General features: G+C 54.1%; 13 protein-coding genes. 7 read left to right on the plus strand and 6 right to left on the minus strand.

Annotation, left to right across the window (positions count from 1 at the left end):
- The first annotated feature begins 10 nt into the window (after window positions 1–10).
- The 3 genes from GT409_RS11670 to GT409_RS11680 all read left to right on the plus strand — a co-directional run bounded on the left by GT409_RS11670 (window position 11) and on the right by GT409_RS11680 (window position 9,569).
- Window positions 11–3,193, plus strand: coding sequence for a sulfatase family protein (locus GT409_RS11670; RefSeq protein ID WP_160629253.1), 3,183 nt, complete (start codon window positions 11–13; stop codon window positions 3,191–3,193).
- A gap of 173 nt (window positions 3,194–3,366) precedes the next feature.
- Window positions 3,367–6,456: a hypothetical protein gene (locus GT409_RS11675; protein WP_160629254.1), complete on the plus strand. Its 3,090-nt coding sequence runs from the start codon at window positions 3,367–3,369 to the stop codon at window positions 6,454–6,456.
- Between the two features lie 182 nt (window positions 6,457–6,638).
- A complete protein-coding gene (locus tag GT409_RS11680; protein ID WP_160629255.1) occupies window positions 6,639–9,569 on the plus strand; it encodes a glycosyl hydrolase family 2 protein in 2,931 nt (976 codons plus the stop codon).
- A 39-nt stretch (window positions 9,570–9,608) separates the two neighbouring features.
- Here the strand turns inward: GT409_RS11680 and GT409_RS11685 are convergent, their stop codons facing one another.
- The 5 genes from GT409_RS11685 to rplM all read right to left on the minus strand — a co-directional run bounded on the left by GT409_RS11685 (window position 9,609) and on the right by rplM (window position 13,659).
- On the minus strand, window positions 9,609–10,622 hold the full coding sequence (locus tag GT409_RS11685) for an FAD:protein FMN transferase (RefSeq protein ID WP_160629256.1): 1,014 nt from the start codon (window positions 10,620–10,622) through the stop codon (window positions 9,609–9,611).
- A complete protein-coding gene (argB, locus tag GT409_RS11690; RefSeq protein WP_160629257.1) occupies window positions 10,622–11,494 on the minus strand; it encodes an acetylglutamate kinase in 873 nt (290 codons plus the stop codon). The genes GT409_RS11685 and argB overlap by 1 nt, the downstream gene beginning before the upstream one ends.
- 9 nt (window positions 11,495–11,503) lie before the next feature.
- Entirely contained in the window at window positions 11,504–12,691 is a 1,188-nt protein-coding gene (argJ, locus tag GT409_RS11695) for a bifunctional glutamate N-acetyltransferase/amino-acid acetyltransferase ArgJ (RefSeq protein ID WP_160629258.1), read from the minus strand.
- A gap of 111 nt (window positions 12,692–12,802) precedes the next feature.
- Entirely contained in the window at window positions 12,803–13,207 is a 405-nt protein-coding gene (gene rpsI, locus GT409_RS11700; protein ID WP_160629259.1) for a 30S ribosomal protein S9, read from the minus strand.
- A gap of 17 nt (window positions 13,208–13,224) precedes the next feature.
- A complete protein-coding gene (rplM, locus tag GT409_RS11705; RefSeq protein ID WP_160629260.1) occupies window positions 13,225–13,659 on the minus strand; it encodes a 50S ribosomal protein L13 in 435 nt (144 codons plus the stop codon).
- A 132-nt stretch (window positions 13,660–13,791) separates the two neighbouring features.
- On the opposite strand from rplM, the gene GT409_RS15935 reads away from it, so the two are divergent.
- The 4 genes from GT409_RS15935 to GT409_RS11720 are packed head-to-tail and all read left to right on the plus strand — an operon-like array spanning window position 13,792 to window position 18,981.
- Window positions 13,792–14,442 carry a hypothetical protein gene (locus GT409_RS15935; protein ID WP_233231546.1) on the plus strand — a complete coding sequence of 217 codons (651 nt, stop codon included), beginning with the start codon at window positions 13,792–13,794 and terminating at the stop codon, window positions 14,440–14,442.
- Window positions 14,435–15,010 carry a GGDEF domain-containing protein gene (locus GT409_RS11710; protein WP_233231547.1) on the plus strand — a complete coding sequence of 192 codons (576 nt, stop codon included), beginning with the start codon at window positions 14,435–14,437 and terminating at the stop codon, window positions 15,008–15,010. Before GT409_RS15935 ends, GT409_RS11710 begins: the two co-directional genes overlap by 8 nt.
- A gap of 30 nt (window positions 15,011–15,040) precedes the next feature.
- A complete protein-coding gene (aceE, locus tag GT409_RS11715) occupies window positions 15,041–17,656 on the plus strand; it encodes a pyruvate dehydrogenase (acetyl-transferring), homodimeric type (protein WP_160629262.1) in 2,616 nt (871 codons plus the stop codon).
- Window positions 17,657–17,658: 2 nt separating this feature from the next.
- Window positions 17,659–18,981: a dihydrolipoamide acetyltransferase family protein gene (locus tag GT409_RS11720; RefSeq protein ID WP_160629263.1), complete on the plus strand. Its 1,323-nt coding sequence runs from the start codon at window positions 17,659–17,661 to the stop codon at window positions 18,979–18,981.
- A 56-nt stretch (window positions 18,982–19,037) separates the two neighbouring features.
- Here the strand turns inward: GT409_RS11720 and GT409_RS11725 are convergent, their stop codons facing one another.
- Entirely contained in the window at window positions 19,038–21,314 is a 2,277-nt protein-coding gene (locus GT409_RS11725; protein ID WP_160629264.1) for a heavy metal translocating P-type ATPase, read from the minus strand.
- Window positions 21,315–21,375 lie beyond the last annotated feature (61 nt).

Here is a 21,375-nt window from a genome sequence, read left to right on the forward strand (position 1 = left end):
AGGCAATACAATGAAGTTGATTGTCGAGATTCTGGTGTTGCTGCTGTGTATGAGCGCTTTGGGCGCAAACTATGTGTATCAGGGAAACGGCAGCGACCCGGACAACTGGTTTGATGATGCCAACTGGAGTGAAGCCGGAGGAGTAACCAACTGGCCTGCGGCGGGTGACAATGCTTTGTTTACATCTGAACTCGGGATGACTGTTTCGCAGGCAGTACCTTCGTTCAATCAACTACAGCCCGGACGCGGCGCAACCAATACAGTGACGGTTGCGGCAGGCGGCGTGATGACGAATCTTAACCAGACGGTGGTTGGTATTCTTGATAACGGCGAAGGTCATCTGATTGTTGACGGCGGGACGCTGGTGACAAAGGCGCTGCGGTTGAATGTGTTTGACGCTAATACCAGCGTTTTGAGCCCGGAAACTTCTTTTGAGCTCAAAGCCGGAGCGGTTCATGTCAATGCTTCATTTGGTGGAGTGAATGCAGGAGATGTCGATTTTGGATTGAATGAGTCCGCCACGATGAAAATTTCCGGCGGGGCTCTGACTGTCGATAATAATCTGGATTTTACAGCAGGGCTGCTGGAGATCACCGGAACAGCGGGGTCCGTGAATATCGGAAACAGCCTGAACCTTGGAACCGGAGCGGGCAGTAAAACAGAACTTGCGTTTGTGTTGGGCGTTACGGGTGGTGTCACAACAGTTTTCGCCGGCAGTTTTGCTTTGCAGGGAGTGTCCACGATTAAGGTGGATGGGCGTTTTGCGGTTGGGCAGGGAGCTCAGAACCTCATTTTGATCGATCTGCAGAGCGACACGTTTGAGGCCGCAGAGTTTGCGGTGCTGTCAAATAACTTTTCGATGGCCGGGATGACGGGCGGAGAGCTGTCTCTGAGCGCCGATGGCTCACAGCTGCTGTTCAGCGGTGCACCGTCGGAGCAGCGTCCGAATATCATTATTATCTACACGGATGATCACGGTTTCACGGATCTGGGTGCTCATGGTATTGATGATAATGTGCAGACGCCGGTGCTTGATTCGCTGGTGACCGGTGGAGCACTGATGGCGAACGGATATTCCACGGCTCCTCAGTGTGTGCCGTCGCGCGCCGGTTTAATGAGCGGGCGCATCCAAAACACCTTCGGCACTCGCCAGAATGGCGATATCTGGGGTCCGCATCCTGTTCCGTTAGATGTGCCAACCATTGCCGAGCGACTGGTGGAACTTGGAACCTATCGCACCGGTATGGTCGGCAAGTGGCATCTGGAACCGCCGCCGGATACGGTGGCCGGTGTGGACTATCCCGGTGTGAAGGATGACTACTGGCCCGAAAACCGCGGGTTCCAGGGATACTTTCGCAACCCGGTCAGTCCGTATACCGCCAACTTTGATTTGTCTGGAAACACACTCGACCCGGCGCAGTCCATTGCTGATGCCCGCAACCGTGTGATCGTTCAGGGAGAAGCCGCTGAGACGTTTATTGAGCGTAATCAGAGCGAGCCGTTTTTCTTATACCTTGCGCTGTTTGGTCCGCACTTGCCGCGGATGAGTAAAACCGATTCCTACTATCTGAATTTTCCGGAGCTGGATTATCCGCACTACAGTGCGGAGATGGACGATATTCGTCGTCTGGGACTGGGGTTGGTCTGGGCGATTGATGATGCGGTCGGCGGTGTGATGCAGAAGCTTCGCGATTTGGAGTTGGAGGAAAATACGCTGATCTTTTTTGCGGGAGATAACGGCGCGCAGCCCAAATTCTGGGATGGGGTTCCCGGATCCACTACGCTCGGAATGTGGACCGGCAATGAAAACATTCCGCTGCGCGGCGAGAAAGGAAGCCTTTGGGAAGGCGGCGTTAAGGTGCCGATGTTTGCCTACTGGAAAAATCATATTCCGGGCGGACAGGTGATCGGCGAGCCGGTCTGGACGCTCGATTTCACAGCCACGGTTCTAAAGCTGGCCGGCGGGTCTGTTCCCGCGGAATTTGACGGAGTGGATATTCTTCCGCGCCTGACCGGTGAGACAAATACGATTGTCCGGACCAAAGAACTCTTCTGGGACTGGGGGCAGGAAATCGCTTTGCGCGACGGCGACTGGAAGATTCATCGTATTGGAGGGCGCAAAGCGCTGTTCAACCTGACCGATGACCCGTATGAACTTTTCGATCTGCAATACGACGAGCCTGAAAAATTCGCGGAGATGGAGGTAAAGCTCATGGCTCGCTATCATGCGCTGCCTGCCGACGGACAGTCACCGTTGAGTGATGATACGCCGGACTGGTATGAACTGGGTGCTCCGACCAACTACACTGCGGACCCGCGTTTTCTGGTTCCTTACACCAGTCCGGCTCCGGTTCCATATCCGGCACCGCTGACTGTGCTGAACGATCCGTATGCTGATGCGGACGGCGACGGCATGACAGACACCGCCGAACTGGCCAAAGGGCGCAATCCATCCAATGCAGTAGACATGTCGTTTGAGTTTAATACGGACGGTGATTTTGAAGGATGGGACGGGAAAATTCTTATCGGAGATGAGGATTATGTGACCAATGCGGCAGTGACGGGTGGAATGCTCGTTGGAGAAAACATCGACGGGAATCGCGGGCAGTTTGAGCATTACGATTTTTCGTTTTCCGGAAGTGAGGTTTCCAATCTGCTGATGCGCGTCGGTTCGCCTGTTGCGAGCGGGCTGGTGTTTCGCTGGGCAACGGCGGCTCAGAATGTCTTTGCGCAGGATAGAACACTGCTGGCGTCCTATGAGACTGGTGAAACAAATGTCATTGTGATTCCTGTTGGTGTGCATACGCAGTGGACAGGGCAGGTGATTACCCAGATGCGTTTGAATCCCGCCAATGTGCCGGCGCCGTTTGCGGTAGACTGGATTCGTGCCTCAGATGGCGATTATGACGACGACGGGGTTTCGGATTCTGATGAAGATATAGCAGGCAGTGATCCGACTCTGAGCAGTGATTTTTTCAAGATTCAAAACAATCCGTTTGTTTTAACAGAAACAGTTCAGGTTCAGTTTAGCTGCCGAGCAGATCGGACTTATACGCTGCTGTATTCCGCGGACTTGATTTCCAATGGCTGGATTGCGGTAGATTCATTTACCGCGCCGGAAGATGCACACTGTTCTGTTGTTCATACAAACTGCGAAAACAGCGGCTTCTATAAAGTAGAGGTTTCTTACTGAAACAAGAGAAATCCGGCTGTTTTTCAGGAAAATTTAAAATAGAAAACCATCTTAAGTGAAAAAAAATATTGCCAAATGATACAGTTTACAGTAATCATAAATCAGTTCGGCGGGGCGCATGGTGTGTTCCTCGTTGAAAACGTGGTTGAATTAATAAGATCAAGGAGGGAAAGGTGAGGGCGAAAGTATTAATAACAGCGCTGCTAAGTGCTTTGATTGGAATGAGTACACAGGCCGCTACAAACTATTTTACTGCGGCGGTAAACAACCAGACCCAGAATGCTGGCAACTGGACCGGTACGCTTCAGGATTGGGACGACGCGATTGTAGCCGACTGGACAAACTTCAAGGAGTCAGCAACCGCTTGGGCGAACATGAAGTATAATTCTGTGACCTTCAACAGTGAGGTCAATGGTGGAACGTTGGCACAGTTCACCTTCAATACGTCGGCGACAACCATTACGAATTTTTTCCGTGACCGGGTGGCGGTTGACGCTGATGTCACGAAAAATGTGCGAATTGGCGGGTCCGTTTCGGACGATGACGGGGATCTCTTTTTTGAGAATAACAGTCCAACGGCACGTTTTGAGGCGTACGGTGGAATCCACTCCGCAGGCGGTCTCACGCTGACTTATACAGGTGCTGCGGGCGCAAAGTTTCAGTTGGGCGGAGGTGCTGTAAACAGTACATATGCTGGCACAACCATACTGGACGGAATTTACGCGGATGTGATTGTGAACGGGATCGCCACCAAAGGTCCATTCGGGATTGAGGCCAATTCGGTTCAAATGCAAAACGGGGCCACCGTTGAAATCAATGAAGCCGGTCGCACCTTCAAAAATGATGTCATCGTTGAGACGGGCCAGACCGGAACAATTATCAGTGGTAGCGCGCAGCACACATTCGGCTTGGATGTGGATGGTCAACTGACTATTCAAAACGGAACCCGCTGGTTAAACGGAACCATTACCGGGGCCGGCACATTGATCCATTCCGGCGGTACGGTGGTTTTCAACAACACCGCTATGGATTCCGATTTTTCCGGCACGATGAATTTTGCCTGCATCAGTCAGGCTCGTACCAGTGACCAGTTTGGAACTGCCACGCTGGTTCTGGAAACCGGCGCTAATTTCCGCGGGTTCAATGATCAGGCCGGCGAAACCATCTCTATCCTCAATGATATTGAGGTGGCCCCTGCGGACTCGACCGACATTGTCCGGATTGCTACCACTGGCATTGCGAACAGCGCACCGCACACGGTAGTCAGCAATATTACTTTTACGGCTGCCGGCTCTCTGTCTTTGCAGGCTTTGGCAAACAATACTTCCACTTCTGATCCCGCGACGATGGATGTTGTCGGGGTTGTCAGTGATGGAGCCGTCACTGGAAATATTATTGCCGATAACTCGTGGACCGGGATCGAGTTTCCGAACAGTGTCGTGAAGCTTTATAGGGCCAACACCTATACCGGCACAACAACGCTTGAATATGGACGCCTGCAGCTGATCGGCGACGCCTCCATCGATGACAGCTCAGAAATCATCATGACCGGCGGCATTCTTGATCTATCGACCCGCACCGGCGGAGCCTACACCTACGGTGGCATCTTCGGCGGTTCGGGAACGGTTGAAGGGGACCTGACTCTGACCAACTCCCTGAAGCTGAACATCAATGGGACCACCGCCGGAGCATACGATGTGCTGGTAGGGACCGATGACCTGGTGTTGGGCGACACCGTTATTTTTGAGGATAATGGCCTGACCACCAACGATGTAGGCACGGCCTTTACGGTTCTCACTGGCTGGGCCTCCATTTCCGGTACACCAACCAATCTCATCAGCGCCAGCGGCTGCGAGTGGGATTTTGATGCCGCCTCTGGTGTTGCCACGCTGACGTATGCTCCGCCGCCGCCGCCAACGATTACCGATGTGGTTTGGACGTTCAACTCCCCCGGTGATACTGAAGGTTGGTTTGATGACAATGAACAGTCTGTGGGGATGACGACTACCAACGGAGTATTGAAGGTTGACTCTGTAACCGGTATTGACCCGTTCCTGCAACTGGATGCGATTTGTTCTCCAGAAGGCGAGAATTGGTTCTCTGTGGAAATCCGTGCCCGTCAAATAGAGACAAACGGTATTCCTGCCGAGTGGGATTCTTCCGGTTGTGCCGGCGTGGTTGATCATCTGTTAGGTGACGAGGGCTGGACACTGCTGGGGCAGATCGGCGATGCCAACTGGAATGTGGTTGACGAAGCTGACGGCTGGATTGTTGCGACGCGCGATCTGTCTGCGATGGGCACCAATCAGCTGGTCGGTATTCGTTTTGATATGCTGGGCAATGCCGCTAACATTGGTAAATCGTATGAGGTTGACTATATCAAGCTCACCAAAGGTCAGCCGGCGGTCATCCGGTCCCTGGACAGCGCTTTTGAGTTCAATACGGACGGTGATGTCGAAGGGTGGACGGTCAACAGCGAAACAGCGGTCGTCGGCCATACTGCCACAAACGGTGTCATGACCTGTTCTGCGACAACCGGTGATCCGCAGTGGCTCTACACCTCTGGAGTAACTAAGACCCGCGGCAGCTGGGATAAACTGGCCTTCCGCGCTCGTCAGCTGGACGCCGGCACGCCGATTGCCTGGAGTGGAGGCGGCACGGTGTCGGTGATTACAGGTGTTGCAAATATTACGCCGCTCCTTGACGAAACCGACCGATGCACTCTGAGCACTGAGGCGGACAGCTGGGTGGTTGTCGAGTTGGATATTTCCGAATGTTCGGTGGAAACCATCGGCAACATCCGTCTCGACTTCCTGCCTTCTCCACGAACGGTTGAGGTTGACTGGATTCGCATCTACAGCAAAGACGTAGGACTGGAAGGGTACAATGGCTGGGCCTACAGCTATGACGATTTGGAAGATGTCGCCCGGAACGCCGATCCGGACGGCGACGGTTCCGACAACTTCGCTGAATACGCCTGCGGCGGAGACCCGTCCGATCCGGCAAGCGGCCCGATCGGCCCGGCACTGCAGGCGGTGGACGGCATGCTCCAATATGTCTATGGCAAACGTACGGATGATGCCGGCCTGACTTATTCGTTGCAGGGCTGCCTGGCTCTTACCGATGGGTGGAATGATTGGGTCGAAGACGTCGATTACACCGAAGCCGGCTTCGGCTCTGCCGGTGATAATATGATCGCGGTAACCAACTGGATTCCAATGGATGTTGATGCAAAATTCATTCGCACAACCATCAGTGAATAAAAGGGTGTCCGAATAGGAGAATCCAATGCAATGCCTCTCTGTCTTCACAGAGAGGCATTTTCTTCTTTGGCTTAAATGGCGGTATTGTCCTGCAAAATGGCGAAATCGTTATGGCGCTTTAACGGGCGGTGACATAGTTTACTGATGGCTGAGCAACGAAGATTATAAATACTGGAATATTGATGGATATAGACAAGTTTAAGAATCCCGGCATTGAGTGGAGAGGCAAGCCGTTCTGGAGCTGGAACGGGAAACTCGACAAAGATGAATTGCTGCGCCAGATCGACATCATGAAAGAGATGGGCATGGGCGGCTTCTTTATGCACAGCCGCACCGGTCTCGAAACCGAATACCTCGGCGATGAATGGTTCGAACTCATCAACGCCTGCGCCGATTACGCCGAATCGATTGGTCTCGAAGCCTGGCTCTACGACGAAGACCGCTGGCCCTCCGGTCTCGCCGGAGGGATCGTCTCCAGGCATCCGGAGTTCCGCCAGAAAGCCATCCTTCTTGAAATCGACCCGGTCGACGATGGTAAAGACGTCATTGCCGAATTTTTCTGTGATCTCGATGGTGTGGTTTGCACAAACCTCGGCTCAGGGAAGCAGACGCTTCGTTTTTCTGTGATTGAGCAGGGCGCCAGCGGTTTTTATAACGGCTACACCTATATCGATACGATGAACCGTGCTGCGACCGAGGCGTTCCTGAAATCGACGCACGAAAAGTATGCCGCCAAGTGCGGCGGGCGCCTCGGAAAATCCATCAAAGGCATCTTCACCGATGAGCCGCATCGCGGTGCACTGCTCGACGGCTTTTCCATGTACCGTGACGATGGGGCATTTTGCGCACCGTACACACCGGTACTCTTTGAAGAGTTCGAAAAACGCTTCGGGTACGACCTGAAGCAAAAACTGCCGGAGCTTTTCCTGCAGGTGGATGGAAAACGCATATCGCAGGTTAAATGGCATTATGTAGAGTTGCTCCAACAGCTCTTCCTCGAAAACTTTGCGATTCCCTGCAAAGAGTGGTGCGACAAACATCGTTTGAGTCTTACGGGACATGTGCTCCATGAGGATAATTTAACTGCGCAGACCGCTATGTCCGGTTCCGTTATGCGTTACTATGAACATATGACCGCGCCGGGAGTTGATGTTCTAGGAGAACACAACAAGAACTACTGGATTGTCAAACAGCTCTCTTCTGCTGCCCGCCAAGCCGGGAAAAAACAGCTTCTCTCTGAACTTTACGGCTGTACCGGGTGGCAGATGCCGTTTGCCGGGCATAAGGCAGTCGGCGACTGGCAGGCTCTGCTCGGTATCAACTTCCGCTGTCACCACCTTTCATGGTACACCATGCGCGGCGAAGCCAAACGTGATTATCCCGCCAGCATCCTGCATCAGTCCGCGTGGCACAAAGAGTACAGCCATGTTGAAGACTACTTTTCCCGTTTCGGTCTCATGATGGCGCAAGGAAAACCTGCCTGTGATCTGTTGGTGCTTAATCCGGTCGAAACCTTTTGGGCGCAGGTTCATCTAGGCTGGTCAAAAGGGCTCGGGTTGCAGGATGAACACCTCAAAACGCTCGAAGACAAATACCGGAAACTCTTCACCTGGCTGCTCGAATCCCAAGTCGACTTTGACTACGGCGACGAAGAGATGATTAGCCGATTGGGCAATGTGGAAAACGGGATGTTAAAGGTGGGCTGTGCAACATACAAAACCGTCCTTATCTCCGGCATGGAAACGATCCGGTCGTCTACGCTCAGACTGCTTGAACAGTTTGCTGCAGCCGGCGGGAAAGTGGTTGTGGCAGGCAATGCTCCTGAATTTATTGATGCTTCTTCAAGTTCCGAGTTTCCAGTTTCCAGTTTCGAAAGTGTAGCGTTCTCCAAAGACGCAGTTCTTTCTGTCGTCCCGGAACGTCAGGCCGTTGTGGATGCTCCTGATATTTTCGGTCAGCTCCGCGTTACGGATGATGGATTGATCTTCGCCGCACTTAATGTTGATCGGGATGAACGTCGAAAAAACGTTAACGTGCGCATCAAGACGAATCTGCCGGTTGCGGAGTTCAATTGCGAAACCGGAGAGGTGAAACGAGTGCAGGAACTGCCTGCTTCCAACGGTTGGAAAACCTTTAAAACCGGGTTCCCCAAGGGTGGACAAAGGTTGTGGGTTGCTTCCGAAAAGTTCCTGTCTTTGGTCCCTGTAGACCGGGTGACCTCATCCGGCGAAGGGAAAGTACTCGACGGTCCCTTCGAGTTCAAACTGTCCGAACCGAATGTCTGCGTGCTCGACTCTGCCGGTTACCGCATCGACCGCGGCGACTGGCAGCCCGAAAAAGACGTCTTGAAAATCGATCGGCAGATTCGGAAAGAACACGGTGTGCTGCGCCGAGGCGGCGAAATGCTTCAGCCGTGGTTCACGGCCACACAGCCGATTAAAGAGCTTTGTGATATCGAACTGCGGTACTCTTTTGAAATTCAAACCATGCCTCAATGGATTGATCTTGTCATTGAGGAGCCGGAAAACTTCACCGTTACACTCAACGGAAATTTACTGGATCTCTCTCAGACTGAGCGCTGGATTGATATTGCATTTCATCGCGTCCGCATTCCGGACGGGTTTGCAAATATTGGAAACAACGAAATCGTCCTGAAAACACCTTACCGGGAAAACAGCAATCTCGAAGCCGTTTACCTGCTGGGCGAGTTCGGGGTTCAGCTGAGCGGTGCGGTCCGGAATATTGTTCCGATGCCCGAAACACTTGAGATGGGCGATATTTGTGAGCAGGGGTTCCCGTTCTATTCCGGCGCGATCAGCTATCATATTCCTGTCCCGGAAAACGCGCGGAAAATCTGCCTGCCGGAAATCGGAGGTGCCTGTGTCCGGGTCAACGGTCAGATTCTCGGCTGGGACCCGTTTGAGGCCGAAGTTGACGGTGAGCTGGCCGAGGTTGACGTTGTATTGAGCCGTCGCAATACCTTTGGTCCGCTGCACGACACGGAGCGGGTTCGCCCGTGGAACGGCCCGGATCACTGGTTGACCGAGGGGGCTGAATATTCAGATGCGCCGCTGCTGATCCCGTCCGGACTGCTGAAGGCTGTGTCATGGTAGAGTAAGTGCCTCGCTTGCTTCCTGGAGCGGGATGTCGTTCTACTCTTTGGGGAATCCCGGCGTTGCTCTTGAGGCAAAGCCGGGGGTCTTCGGATCGTGCAGGATAAAAAATGCGTCGAACCCCGGATGGGTTTCCAGCCATTGGAAACTTTTTTCAGAGCCCATTACAAACAAGGCGGTAGCAACGGCATCGGCGTCCATACAGCGTTTCGCCAGAACGGAAACCGCGGCAATATCCGACTCTGCCGGGGTTCCGCTTTTGGGATCAATAATGTGTGAATAGCGCGTGCTGTCGGCGCGTATCTGAAAGTTGCGGTAGTCGCCGGACGTGGCCATTGCGCGGCCCGAAAGTTCCAGGATTTGGAGAATCGATTCGCCGAATGCGGCGGTCGGATCTGGATTTTCAATCCCGACTTTCCAGGGAAGGCCCTTTGGGTTTGTTCCGCTGGCGACAATTTCTCCGCCGATTTCTACAAGGAAATTGTTTCGTATCTGGGCGATCACTCCCGCCACACGGTCTACGCCATATCCTTTGGCGATGGCTGAAAAATCGAGCTGAAGGGAAGGTCGGTCTTTGCGGATAGTGGCACTTCCGAGATGTACTTTCTGCCAGCCAACCGCCTGTCTGATTTCTTCCAATGGTGTTGTGCGCTCTTCAGGCCCGAAGCCCCAGTAGTCGATCAGAGGCTTGACCGTCGGGTCAAACGCCCCGTCAGTTGCTTTGCTGAATTCGAGAGCGGCTTGAGCGACTTCGGCGAACTCGGGCGAAATCTCGACGTTTTCCAAACCTTGGAAACGGTTGAACTGCGAAATTTCCGTGTCGGCCTGCCAGGTCGACATTGTGCGGTTTACATCCTCCAAGGTTGCATCAATCGCATCGCGCAGTGTTCCCAGCATTTTTTTAGAGATCGATCCGCTGAGCGTAATATGCGCCATCGTTCCCATCGTCGGCTGCGCCCACGATGGATTGGTCACGGTTTGTCGGTTTTTCCAGAGCAGACCGCCGCCGGCGACTGCCACGCAAAGAAACACAGCAAAGAGTTTTTTGTTCATTAGTGCACGATTTCCGTGCCGACCCCTGTGTCTGTAAACAGTTCAAGTAAAAGGGAATGCGGCTGGGCAGAATCGATCAGGTGGACTTTGGTGACACCCGCTTTGAGCGCTTCGACTGCACCTTTAATTTTTGGCAGCATGCCGCCGGCAATGATGCCGCGTTCAATCAGATCTTCCACTTCTCCGGTCCGCAGGCTGGTGATGAGCGACGAGGTGTCTTCCGGATCTTTAAGCAGTCCGGGAACATCGCTGAGGAAAACGAGTTTGCGGGCCTTTAATGCCTGTGCAACAGCATTGGCGACTTCGTCGGCGTTGATGTTGTAGAGGTGGCCGTCTTCGCCGCGTCCGAGCGGGGTGATGACCGGAATGATGTCGGCGTTCAGGAATGCGGTGATCGGTTCGATATCGACACGGGTTACTTTTCCGACATAGCCCCAGTCGATGGCTGCTCCTGTTTCAGGATCGATTCCTGAGTGCTTTTTTACCTGAATGATATCTTCTCCGTGGATGCCGCGTGCTTTGCCGCCGTTTTCGAGCAGGATATCGACGAGGTGCGGATTGACGTTTCCGTTCAGAACGCTTTCAACAATTCCAATGGATTGTTCGTCGGTAACACGCAGTCCATGGACAAAATCAGACTGAATGTGTGCTTCGCGCATTTGCTTGGAAACGGCTTTCCCTCCGCCGTGTACCAGTACGGGACGAAGGCCGACGCATTCCATGAAGGCCACGTCTTTGAGAATGTTGCGATAGCCGATTTCGCTTTCCATGATGCTTCCGCCGAATTTAACAACGACAGTTTCTCCGCGGAATTTCTGGATGTAGGGAAGGGCTTCGACCAGAACGCCCGCTTTTTCAATCATTCGCTGCATGAAATTTCCTTATTCAACGTTAATGCGTACGTACTGCTCCGTGCAGTCGCATGTGTAGACCACTGCTTCGCCGCAGCCAAGGTTCAGGTTGATGTGAATCGTGAATTCATCTTTCGAAAGCACCTTAACGGCATCTTCGACCGACGCTTCCGCGTAGGCCATTCCGCCGCGAACCAGCGGAACATCATCATAGGTGATATCCACACGATCTTCCTGAACCTGAGCATGAGAATAGCCGATGGCGTCCATGATTCGGCCCCAGTTGGGGCGTTTGCCCGCCCACGCGGTTTTGTTGAGCATGGAGTTGGCGACAGCGCGTGCTGCTTCGTCAGCTTCGCCGTTGGAGGCGCCGCCGATTACTTTGATCGTGACCATTTTTGTGGCCCCTTCACCGTCGCGCACAATCATCATGGCAAGTTCAAGCATGAGTTTTTCCAGGGTTTGGAAAAACAGACTCCAGTCTTCGGACTGATAGGTCAGTACTTCGTTGTCGGCCATGCCGTTTGCCAGAGCAATCACGCTGTCGTTGGTGCTTTGGTCTCCGTCGACAGAAATTCGATTGAAGGTGGTGTCTGTTGCAGCGCGCAGGGCGCATTGCAGTGCGTGTTTTTCGACGTTGGCATCCGTCAGGATAAACGCGAGCATGGTGGCCATATTCGGTTCAATCATACCGGATCCTTTGGCCAGGCCGGTTACGCGAACCGGTTTTCCATCGATTTCAATTTCAACGGTGAGGCTTTTGGGGACCAGATCGGTGGTCATCATGGCCTCGGCGGCATTCTTTCCCCCGTCCGGAGAGAGTTTTGCAATCAGCGTTTCGATTCCCGGGCTGACTTTTTCCATCGGCATGGGTTTGCCGATGGTTCCGGTCGAACAGACAAAAATCTGCTCTGGTTTGGCATGGATTTTTTCAGCCGTTCTCATGGCCATGGTGGCGGTGTCTCCCGAGCCGCGCAGGCCGGTACAGGCATTTGCATTACCGCTGTTCATGACAATGGCGCGGGCGCCGGCTTTCTGCTCCACAACCTGAATGTCCCACTTAACCGGAGCAGCTTTGACCTGATTGGTGGTGAACACCGCGGCACTGACTGCCGGGGTTTCTGATACAATCAGAGCCATGTCTTTTTTCTTTTTGGGTTTGATCCCGGCGGCAATGCCGGACGCCATAAAACCGTTGGGAAGAATCAGCTTTTTCATATCTTATATTCCATAACAAAGCAGGAGACTACACCTCTGTCATCTTTTTCGGAACAAAAAAAATCCCGGCTTTGAAAGAAAGCCGGGATTGGTTTGAAGCAAACCGCAGAATTAACGTTTGGAGAACTGGAACTTCTTGCGGGCACCGGGCTGACCGGCTTTTTTGCGTTCTTTCATGCGGGCGTCACGGGTGAGAAGACCGGCCTTTTTCAAGGTGCCTTTCAGGTCTTCTTCCGCGATAACCAGAGCGCGGGAAAGGCCGTGGGCGATTGCTCCGGACTGGCCGACTTTTCCGCCGCCTTTAACAGAAATTTTGAGGTCGTACTGACCGGCGCGGTCGGTGAGTACCAGCGGACGGCTGACGGTGTCGATCATATCTTTGGTGTCAAAGTACTCTTTAACATCCTGACCGTTCACAGTGATAGTTCCGGCGCCTTTTACAAGGCGGACACGGGCCACAGAGGTTTTGCGCCGGCCGGTTGCTGCAAATTCATCAATTTTTTTTGCGATTGCCATAATTTTGTTTTCCTTGCTTAGCCGTTGAATTCAAGAGTCTGCACATTCTGTGCGGCGTGCGGATGATCCGGGCCGACATAGACTTTCAAGCGGGTCATGGTCTGGCGGCTCAGACGGTTTTTCGGGAGCATACCTTCGACAGCCTGAGTGATAATCCGTTCCGGGTTTTTTTCGCGGATGGTTGCGGCGTTGCGTTGTTTCAGTCCGCTCGGGTATCCGCTGAAGTCCTGATAGATTTTGTCTTCTTCTTTGTTACCGGTCAGTTTGATTTTTTCAGCATTGACCACAACGACGAAGGCGCCGGTGTCTACATGCGGTGTGTAGGTGGGTTTATTACGACCGCGCAGGATGTCGGCGATAAAAACAGCCAGGCGGCCGGTTGATTTCCCTGCTGCGTCCACTACAAACCACTCGCGTGTCACGTCTTCTTTTTTTGCTACAAATGTCTTCATTGAAAATATTCCTGTTTTGAGTGCAAGGCGGGGAAAATATACGAGGGGTCCGGCCGTGTCAACCTAATGAGGCCAAAGAATTCCGCAAAAAGATAGGAATTGTTCCCGGCTGGGTTAAACGCTATACCCCCTGTGATGAGATTCTTCCACAAAAAAGAGGTTCCGGTTCCCACTGTTCAGGGGCTTTTTCTGATTTTACTGGCCTTTGGAATCCTTTTTGCGGGACTGGGGGCGGGGGTGTATCCGTTTTTAGCTCAGAACCGGCCGCAGGCCGAGGCAACATTGGCGATTGTTGAAGGATGGATTGACGATGCCGATCTGGTTGCGGTGGTTGATCGACTGCCGTCCGGTACGGTTTATATCGCCACCGGAGGACCGATTGAGTTTGGTGCGGATCTTTTCAGGGAGCGCACATATGCTGAATTGACAGCGGTCCGGTTGCAGAAGCTCGGGGTGAAACCCCGCTTTATTCTGGAGGCACCTGCGCCAGGCACATCCGTTGACCGTACCTATATATCAGCATTGGCTGTGTGCGATCGGCTGCAAGAGGCCGGACTGTTCGGGCAGCCCGCCAATATTTATACCGTTGGGTCGCATGGCCGTCGTTCCTATTTACTCTATCGTTTTGCTTTCGGTTCCGATGTTCCCCTTGGTATTGTGTCGCTCGAAAGCAGCAAAAGTGATCTTCGTCATTGGTGGCGCAGCAGCATGGCTTTCAAAAATATTTGTACGGAAGTTGTTTCTCTGTCTTATACATACTGCACCTGGTGGAAATATGATTGACCCTCTTCAGAGACGCCTGGAGGAAATCGGCGCACCCGCCGATGTGAAGGCGCTGGCCGCCGAACTGGCGGAGCAGGCGCTGCGCGATCCGCTCACCGGACTCTACAACCGCCGATTCTTTGATGAGGCCCTCGCTCAGAACACCGAAGCCGCCCGCCGTTATGAACGGGATCTCAGCCTGGTTCTCTTTGATCTCGATCTCCTGAAAGAACTGAACGACACCGCCGGTCACGAAGCAGGGGATCTGGCGCTCAAAACATTTGCTTCGGTTCTGTCCGAAACCGTCCGCGCCGCTGATATCGTCTGCCGTATCGGTGGAGACGAGTTCGCGGTCATTCTGCCTGAAACAGGTTTTTCCAGGGTTCGGAACTTTACGGATCGTTTTTTTCAATGTTTGGAATCTTACCAGTCGGTTTGTTCCTATGATTGGAAACTGTCGGCGTCGTACGGCGCTTCGGCGCTTCCCTCGGAAAATCTGCTGGCCGACGCCGACGCGGAGCTGATCCAGGTCAAATCTTCTGAAAGATTTCTTAAAAAGCTAATTGCATATCAGATTACTCACATTTAGAGTGTCTTCTCAACAACGGGGAGGATACGCATGGCAACACAAGGCTTTCAGAACACCGATCCGGAAAAGCAGGATTGGCTGGATGCACTCGACGAACTGATTGATTCCGCAGGCGCCGAACGGGCAAAAGATATTCTGCACGACCTGCAGGTGAGCGCCCACCGCAAGGGGGTTCGTCTTCCGTTTTCCGCCAACACACCTTATATAAATACCATTCCGGTTGATGAGGAGCCTGCATATCCCGGCGACCGGGAACTGGAACGGCGCATCAAGAGCCTGATCCGCTGGAACGCGATGGCGATGGTGGTGCGCGCCAACCGCGAAGAAGAAGGGATCGGCGGCCATATTTCCAGCTATCAGTCGATTGCCACGCTCTACGAAGTGGGCTTCAACCATTTTTTCCGGGGCCGCACCGATTCATTCCCCGGCGACTTTATCTATTTCCAGGGACACTCGTCGCCCGGTATTTACGCCCGCGCATTTCTCGAAGGCCGCCTGCCGGTCGAACAGATTGATAATTTCCGCCACGAGCTCCATGACAGTCCCGGGCTTTCTTCTTATCCTCATCCGTGGCTGATGCCCGACTTCTGGCAGTTTCCGACCGTTTCGATGGGGCTCGGTCCGGTTACCGCCATTTATCACGCGCGGTTTATCCATTATTTAGAAGACCGCGGCCTGCGCGAGCCGGCCGGACAGAAGATCTGGGCGTTTCTCGGTGATGGCGAAACCGACGAACCGGAAACCCTCGGTGCGCTCACGCTCGCTTCGCGCGAAAAGCTCGATAATCTCATTTTTGTGGTCAACTGCAACCTGCAGCGGCTCGACGGACCGGTGCGCGGAAACGGCAAGGTGATCCAGGAGCTCGAAGCCGCCTTCCGCGGTGCGGGCTGGAACGTCATTAAAGTGGTTTGGGGCGAAGACTGGGATCCGCTGCTTGCCAAGGACGAAGACGGTGCGCTGGTGAAGCGCATGGGAGAGATCGTCGACGGAGAATACCAGAAATACACCGTGGCCGACGCGCAGTATGTGCGCGAACACTTCTTCAGCGGAGACGAGCGGCTGGAAAAATTCAGCAAAATGCTCTCCGACACCGAGCTGAAACGGATGCGGCGCGGCGGACACGATCCGGCCAAGGTCTACGCCGCCTACAAAGCCGCGGTGGAGCACAAAGGCGCTCCGACTGTTATTCTCGCCAAGACGGTCAAAGGCTACGGCCTTGGAGCGTCCGGAGAAGGTCAGAACATCACGCATGCCCAGAAAAAGCTGGGCGAAGAAGCCTTGCGCGAATTCCGCAGCCGCTTCGGCATTCCGATCTCTGACGCGGAGATCGATGAGATTCCGTTCTATCGCCCGCCGGAAGACAGCCCGGAAATTAAATATTTAATGAAGCAGCGCGAGTCGCTCGGCAGCTATGTGCCGTCGCGCCTGACCGACTTTACACCGATCGAAATGCCGGCGGATAAAATCTTCCAGGAGTTCGATGGCGGCAGCGAGCGGCCTGTTTCGACTACGATGGTCTTTGTGCGCCTGCTCGGTAAAATTCTGAAGGACCCAGGCATTGGAAAACTCATCGTTCCGATCGTTCCGGACGAAGCGCGCACCTTTGGAATGGATGCTCTGTTCCGTCAGTGCGGCATCTACTCGCGGCCCGGACAGCTCTACGAACCGGTCGATGCCGACAATCTGCTTTACTATAAGGAAGCTAAAGACGGACAGATCCTCGAAGAGGGAATCACCGAGACCGGCGCGTTTTCCTCCTTTGTGGCCGCCGGAACGGCGTATGCCAACCACGGCATCAACACCATTCCGTTCTACATCTACTATTCCATGTTCGGGTTCCAGCGCATTGGCGATCTCGCATGGCTCGCCGGCGACAGCCGCTGCAAAGGCTTCCTGTTCGGCGCCACCGCCGGGCGTACCACGCTCGCGGGCGAAGGCCTGCAGCATCAGGACGGCAACAGCCATCTCACCGCGCTCACCATTCCGAACATGGTTGCGTACGATCCCGCCTATGCCTACGAGCTGGCTGCCATCATCAAAGACGGTATTCGGCGTATGTATGTCGACAACGAGCAGGTGTATTACTATATCTCGGTTCTGAACGAAAACTACGCCCAGCCGCCCGCACCCGAAGGATGTGAAGAGGGCGTGCTGAAAGGAATGTATAAATTCCAAACCTCGGACAAAGCGGAAGCGCAGATTCTTGGCAGCGGCCCGATTATGAACGAGGCCATTGAAGCGGCGGAGATTCTTCGCGAGCAGTTCGGAGTCGAAACCAATATCTGGTCCGTCACCAGCTATAAAAACCTGCTGAACGACGCGCTGGATGCCGACCGCCATAATCGACTCCATCCAAAGGAAGATCGGAAATCCTATGTTTTCCAATGTTTGGAAAATGAAACGGGGCCGGTGATTGCCGCTTCGGATTATATGAAAGCGCTGCCGTCTTCCATCGCTAAATGGGTGCCCGGCGAGTTGACCGTGCTGGGAACCGACGGGTTTGGTCGCAGTGACGGCCGCGAAGCGCTTCGCGATCACTTCGAAGTCGATGCCCGATGGATCGCGCATGCCGTGCTTACAGCGCTCGGGAAAGACGCTTCGGCGCTCGAGTTGAATGCAGAGAAACCCAATCCTGTGGGAGAATAATTATGGCTGTTGAAATTAAAGTGCCTGAGCTGGGTGAAAACATTGATTCCGGCGAGGTCGTGAGTGTTCCTGTATCGGCCGGCGATTTCGTGTCCGAGGGGCAGACCATCCTTGAGGTCGAAGCCGGTAAAGCCACGATTGAAATTCCGGCGCCGTCAGACGGAACGGTCGGTTCGGTGAATGTATCCGAAGGTGACTCCGTTGCGGTTGGTCAGGTGATTATAACGATTGAATCCGGTGCTGCAGAGAACGCTGAAGCTGAGCCGGAGGAAGAGTCGGAGCCCGAACCGGTCGCCGAAGAAAAAGAAGAGCCGGAACCTGTACAGGAAGAAAAACCTGCTCCTGAACCAGCGCCCAAGTCGCAGGCGCCAGCCGCAAAAGAAGAAGAGCTGGCTGCTGAAGCTTCAAGAGAAGCCGCTCCGGCGCAGCCTGCTGCTTGTGAGCCGAAATCTCAGGTTGCAAAAGCTCTGGCGGTTTCTGCGTCGCCGAAGGTACGCCGACTGGCGCGTGAGCTGGGTGTGGATGTGCATTTGGTTTCTTCGACCGGTCCGGGAGGATTCATCACGGAAGACGATGTGAAGGAATTCGCCCGCAGCGGACTGAACAGCGGCGGCTCAGCAGCCGGTTCGCGCACAACCCGTGTTGAAAAGATGACCGCGGTGCGCAAGGCCACAATGAAGCATATGGCGCACTGCTGGGCCACTATTCCTCATGTGACGCAGCACGATATGGCGGATATTACCGAGCTGGAATCGTTGCGTAAACGCTACGCGCCGAAAGCCGAATCGGTCGGCGCCAAGCTTACGATGACGGCGGTTCTGATTAAAATTATCGCATCGGCACTCAAGGTGCATCCGAAGTTTAACTGCAGCATTGATCCTGAAAAAGGCGAGATCCTTTATAAGGAGTACTACAACATCGGTATTGCCATGGACACGCCGAAAGGTTTGCTCGTTCCGGTTATTACGGACGGGGATAAAAAGAACATGGTTGAGCTGGCGGTTGAGCTGAAAGGCCTCGCCGAGAAAGCGCGCGATGGAAAGATTGAACCATCGGATATGAAAGACGGTACGTTCACCTTTACGAATCTCGGCGGCATCGGGGGATCGTTTTTTACACCGATCATCAATTCTCCGGAAGTGGCCATTCTCGGAACGGGTCGCGCCTACTGGGAACCGGGACTCGAAGACGGACAGCGCCATTTCCGTTTGCCGCTTTCGCTTTCGTATGATCACCGTATTATTGACGGCGCGGACGGCGCACGCTTCCTGAAATGGATTATCGATGCGATCGAAGAGCCGCTGCTTGTATCCCTGGAGGGATGAGTGATGACACAGAAAACGGTGGTCGATTTGCTGTGATAATACCTTTGAGTCTGTTTTCATTCTTTGCTGCTCAACGCGACTGTACGCAGGCGTAGAGCATTCGTGATTACAGATACCGAGCTGCAGCTCATAGCGGCGGCGGCGATCATCGGGCTGAGCAGGATGCCGAAAAACGGATAGAGCAGTCCGGCAGCAACCGGAATGCCCAGGCTGTTGTAGATAAAGGCAAAGAAGAGATTCTGCCGGATGTTGCGCATGACGGCCCGGCTCAGTTTGACCGATTTGACAATGCCTTGCAGGTTGCCTTTGACCAGTGTGACGCCGGCGCTTTCGATGGCGACGTCCGTGCCGGTTCCCATGGCAATACCGACGTTGGCCGCGGCGAGGGCGGGTGCATCATTGATGCCGTCGCCCGCCATGGCGACCTTCCGTCCGTTATCCCGCAGTTGTTTGACGTAGTCGTGCTTATCTTCCGGTTTTACGCCGGCGCGCACCTCATCAATACCGAGTTCTCCAGCGACGCTGCGGGCCGTCTGCTCGTTGTCGCCCGTAACCATGTGGATTTCCAGTCCTAGTTCGTGCAGGGAACGAATGGCGTCAGGCGTACTCGTTTTGATCGGGTCGGCGACGGCCATCAGACCGGCGGCTTTTCCGTCTACTGCTGCGAAAATAACCGTTTTCCCATGGTTCTCAAGATCCCCGGCTTTGTCTTCGAGCTCATCCAGGCCGGTTACATTCCGGTCATTCAGGAATTCAGGCCGTCCTGCCAGTATGGTTTGTCCGTCAACGGTTGCGGATACGCCGGCACCGGTCACGGAATCAAAATCATCTGCGCTGTTTAAAGCCAGGCCCTGTTCCTTTGCCGCATCCGTCAGAGCGGCGGCGAGAGGGTGTTCGCTGTTCTGCTCAACGGACGCAACGAGACGCAGCAGTTTGCCTTTATCGAATCCTTTGCTGACAATGCAGTCGGTCAGCGCCGGGCGGCCTTCGGTCAGCGTGCCGGTCTTGTCGACTACGATCGTGTCGATTTTTTCCATCACTTCGAGCACTTCGGCGTTTTTGATGATGACGCCGCTTTTGGCACCGCGGCCGACACCGACCATAATTGACATCGGCGTGGCGAGTCCAAGCGCGCAGGGGCAGGCGATGATCAGCACCGCAACCGCATTGACGAGCGCGTGGGCCAGCCGAGGTTCCGGGCCGACCCATGCCCAGATGATGAAGGAGACAATCGATATGCCGATGACCGCAGGTACAAAGCGGGCGGCAAAGATATCGGCGAGATGCTGGATCGGCGCGCGGCTTCGCTGGGCTTTGGCGACCATTTTAACGATCTGGGAAAGTACGGTATCGCGTCCGACCCTGGTTGCCCGCATCAGGAACGAACCGGTCTGGTTAACGGTTGCGCCGGTGACGGAGTCATCCTTTCCTTTTTCGACCGGCGTCGGTTCGCCGGTCAGCATCGATTCGTCAATGCGGCTCTTGCCTTCGGTGATAACGCCGTCGACGGGGATTTTTTCGCCGGGGCGAACGCGCAGAATGTCGCCTTCTTTGACCTCGTCGAGCGGAATATCTGTTTCTTCGCCGTCGCGGACGATGCGCGCCTGTTTCGGCGCGAGACCCATCAGCTCGCGGATGGCTGCGCCGGTGCGCTTGCGGGCGCGCAGCTCCAGTACCTGCCCGAGCAGGACGAGCAGAATGATCACTGCAGCTGATTCAAAGTAGAGCGAAACTTTGCCGTGTACGCGGAATGAGTCCGGGAAAATATTCGGCGCGATGGTCGCCACGGCGCTGTAGAGATAGGCCGTGCCGGTGCCGACGCCGATGAGCGTGAACATGTTCAGGTTCCAGCCCTTGAACGACTTCCAGCCGCGTTTAAAAAAAGGAAATCCCGCCCATAGCACGACGGGTGTGGCCAGTGCGAATTCGATCCATTTTGAAAGGTCGGCAGAAATCAGTTTTCCAATCGGATCGCCGGGAATCATGCCGCCCATTGAGATGATGAAGAGCGGTAGAGTGAACGCGAGCCCGATCCGGAAGCGTCGGCTCATGTCGTGCAGTTCAGAATCGTCTTCTTCGGCGGAAGTATCTTTCGGTTCCAGCGCCATGCCGCACTTGGGGCAGTCGCCGGGGTGGTCCTGTTCGATTTCCAAATGCATCGGGCAGGTGTAGGTCGTCCCCGGTGGAGCCTCTTTTTTTTCTGCGCCGGTCTCGCCGTTTAGAAATTTCTGTTTGCAGTGGTCGGAGCAGAAATAAACGGTTTCCCCGCCAGCTTCGGTTTTGTATTCCGTTGATTCATCAACCTGCATTCCACATATCGGATCAATAGGCATATCAAAATTCCTCTCTTATAGAGTGTCTTTTTCGTCTTCGATCGTTCGGCTATTGGCGGTC

It is taken from the genome of Tichowtungia aerotolerans (assembly GCF_009905215.1).
GTDB lineage: Bacteria > Verrucomicrobiota > Kiritimatiellia > Kiritimatiellales > Tichowtungiaceae > Tichowtungia > Tichowtungia aerotolerans.

Coding starts and splice junctions, on each gene's coding strand:
- argJ (WP_160629258.1), bottom strand. CDS start 12,691: ATGAAAAAGCTGATTCTTCCCAACGGTTTTATGGCGTCCGGCATTGCC.
- rplM (WP_160629260.1), bottom strand. CDS start 13,659: ATGAAGACATTTGTAGCAAAAAAAGAAGACGTGACACGCGAGTGGTTT.
- rpsI (WP_160629259.1), bottom strand. CDS start 13,207: ATGGCAATCGCAAAAAAAATTGATGAATTTGCAGCAACCGGCCGGCGC.
- GT409_RS11685 (WP_160629256.1), bottom strand. CDS start 10,622: ATGAACAAAAAACTCTTTGCTGTGTTTCTTTGCGTGGCAGTCGCCGGC.
- GT409_RS11680 (WP_160629255.1), top strand. CDS start 6,639: ATGGATATAGACAAGTTTAAGAATCCCGGCATTGAGTGGAGAGGCAAG.
- GT409_RS11670 (WP_160629253.1), top strand. CDS start 11: ATGAAGTTGATTGTCGAGATTCTGGTGTTGCTGCTGTGTATGAGCGCT.
- GT409_RS11710 (WP_233231547.1), top strand. CDS start 14,435: ATGATTGACCCTCTTCAGAGACGCCTGGAGGAAATCGGCGCACCCGCC.
- aceE (WP_160629262.1), top strand. CDS start 15,041: ATGGCAACACAAGGCTTTCAGAACACCGATCCGGAAAAGCAGGATTGG.
- GT409_RS11725 (WP_160629264.1), bottom strand. CDS start 21,314: ATGCCTATTGATCCGATATGTGGAATGCAGGTTGATGAATCAACGGAA.
- argB (WP_160629257.1), bottom strand. CDS start 11,494: ATGCAGCGAATGATTGAAAAAGCGGGCGTTCTGGTCGAAGCCCTTCCC.
- GT409_RS11720 (WP_160629263.1), top strand. CDS start 17,659: ATGGCTGTTGAAATTAAAGTGCCTGAGCTGGGTGAAAACATTGATTCC.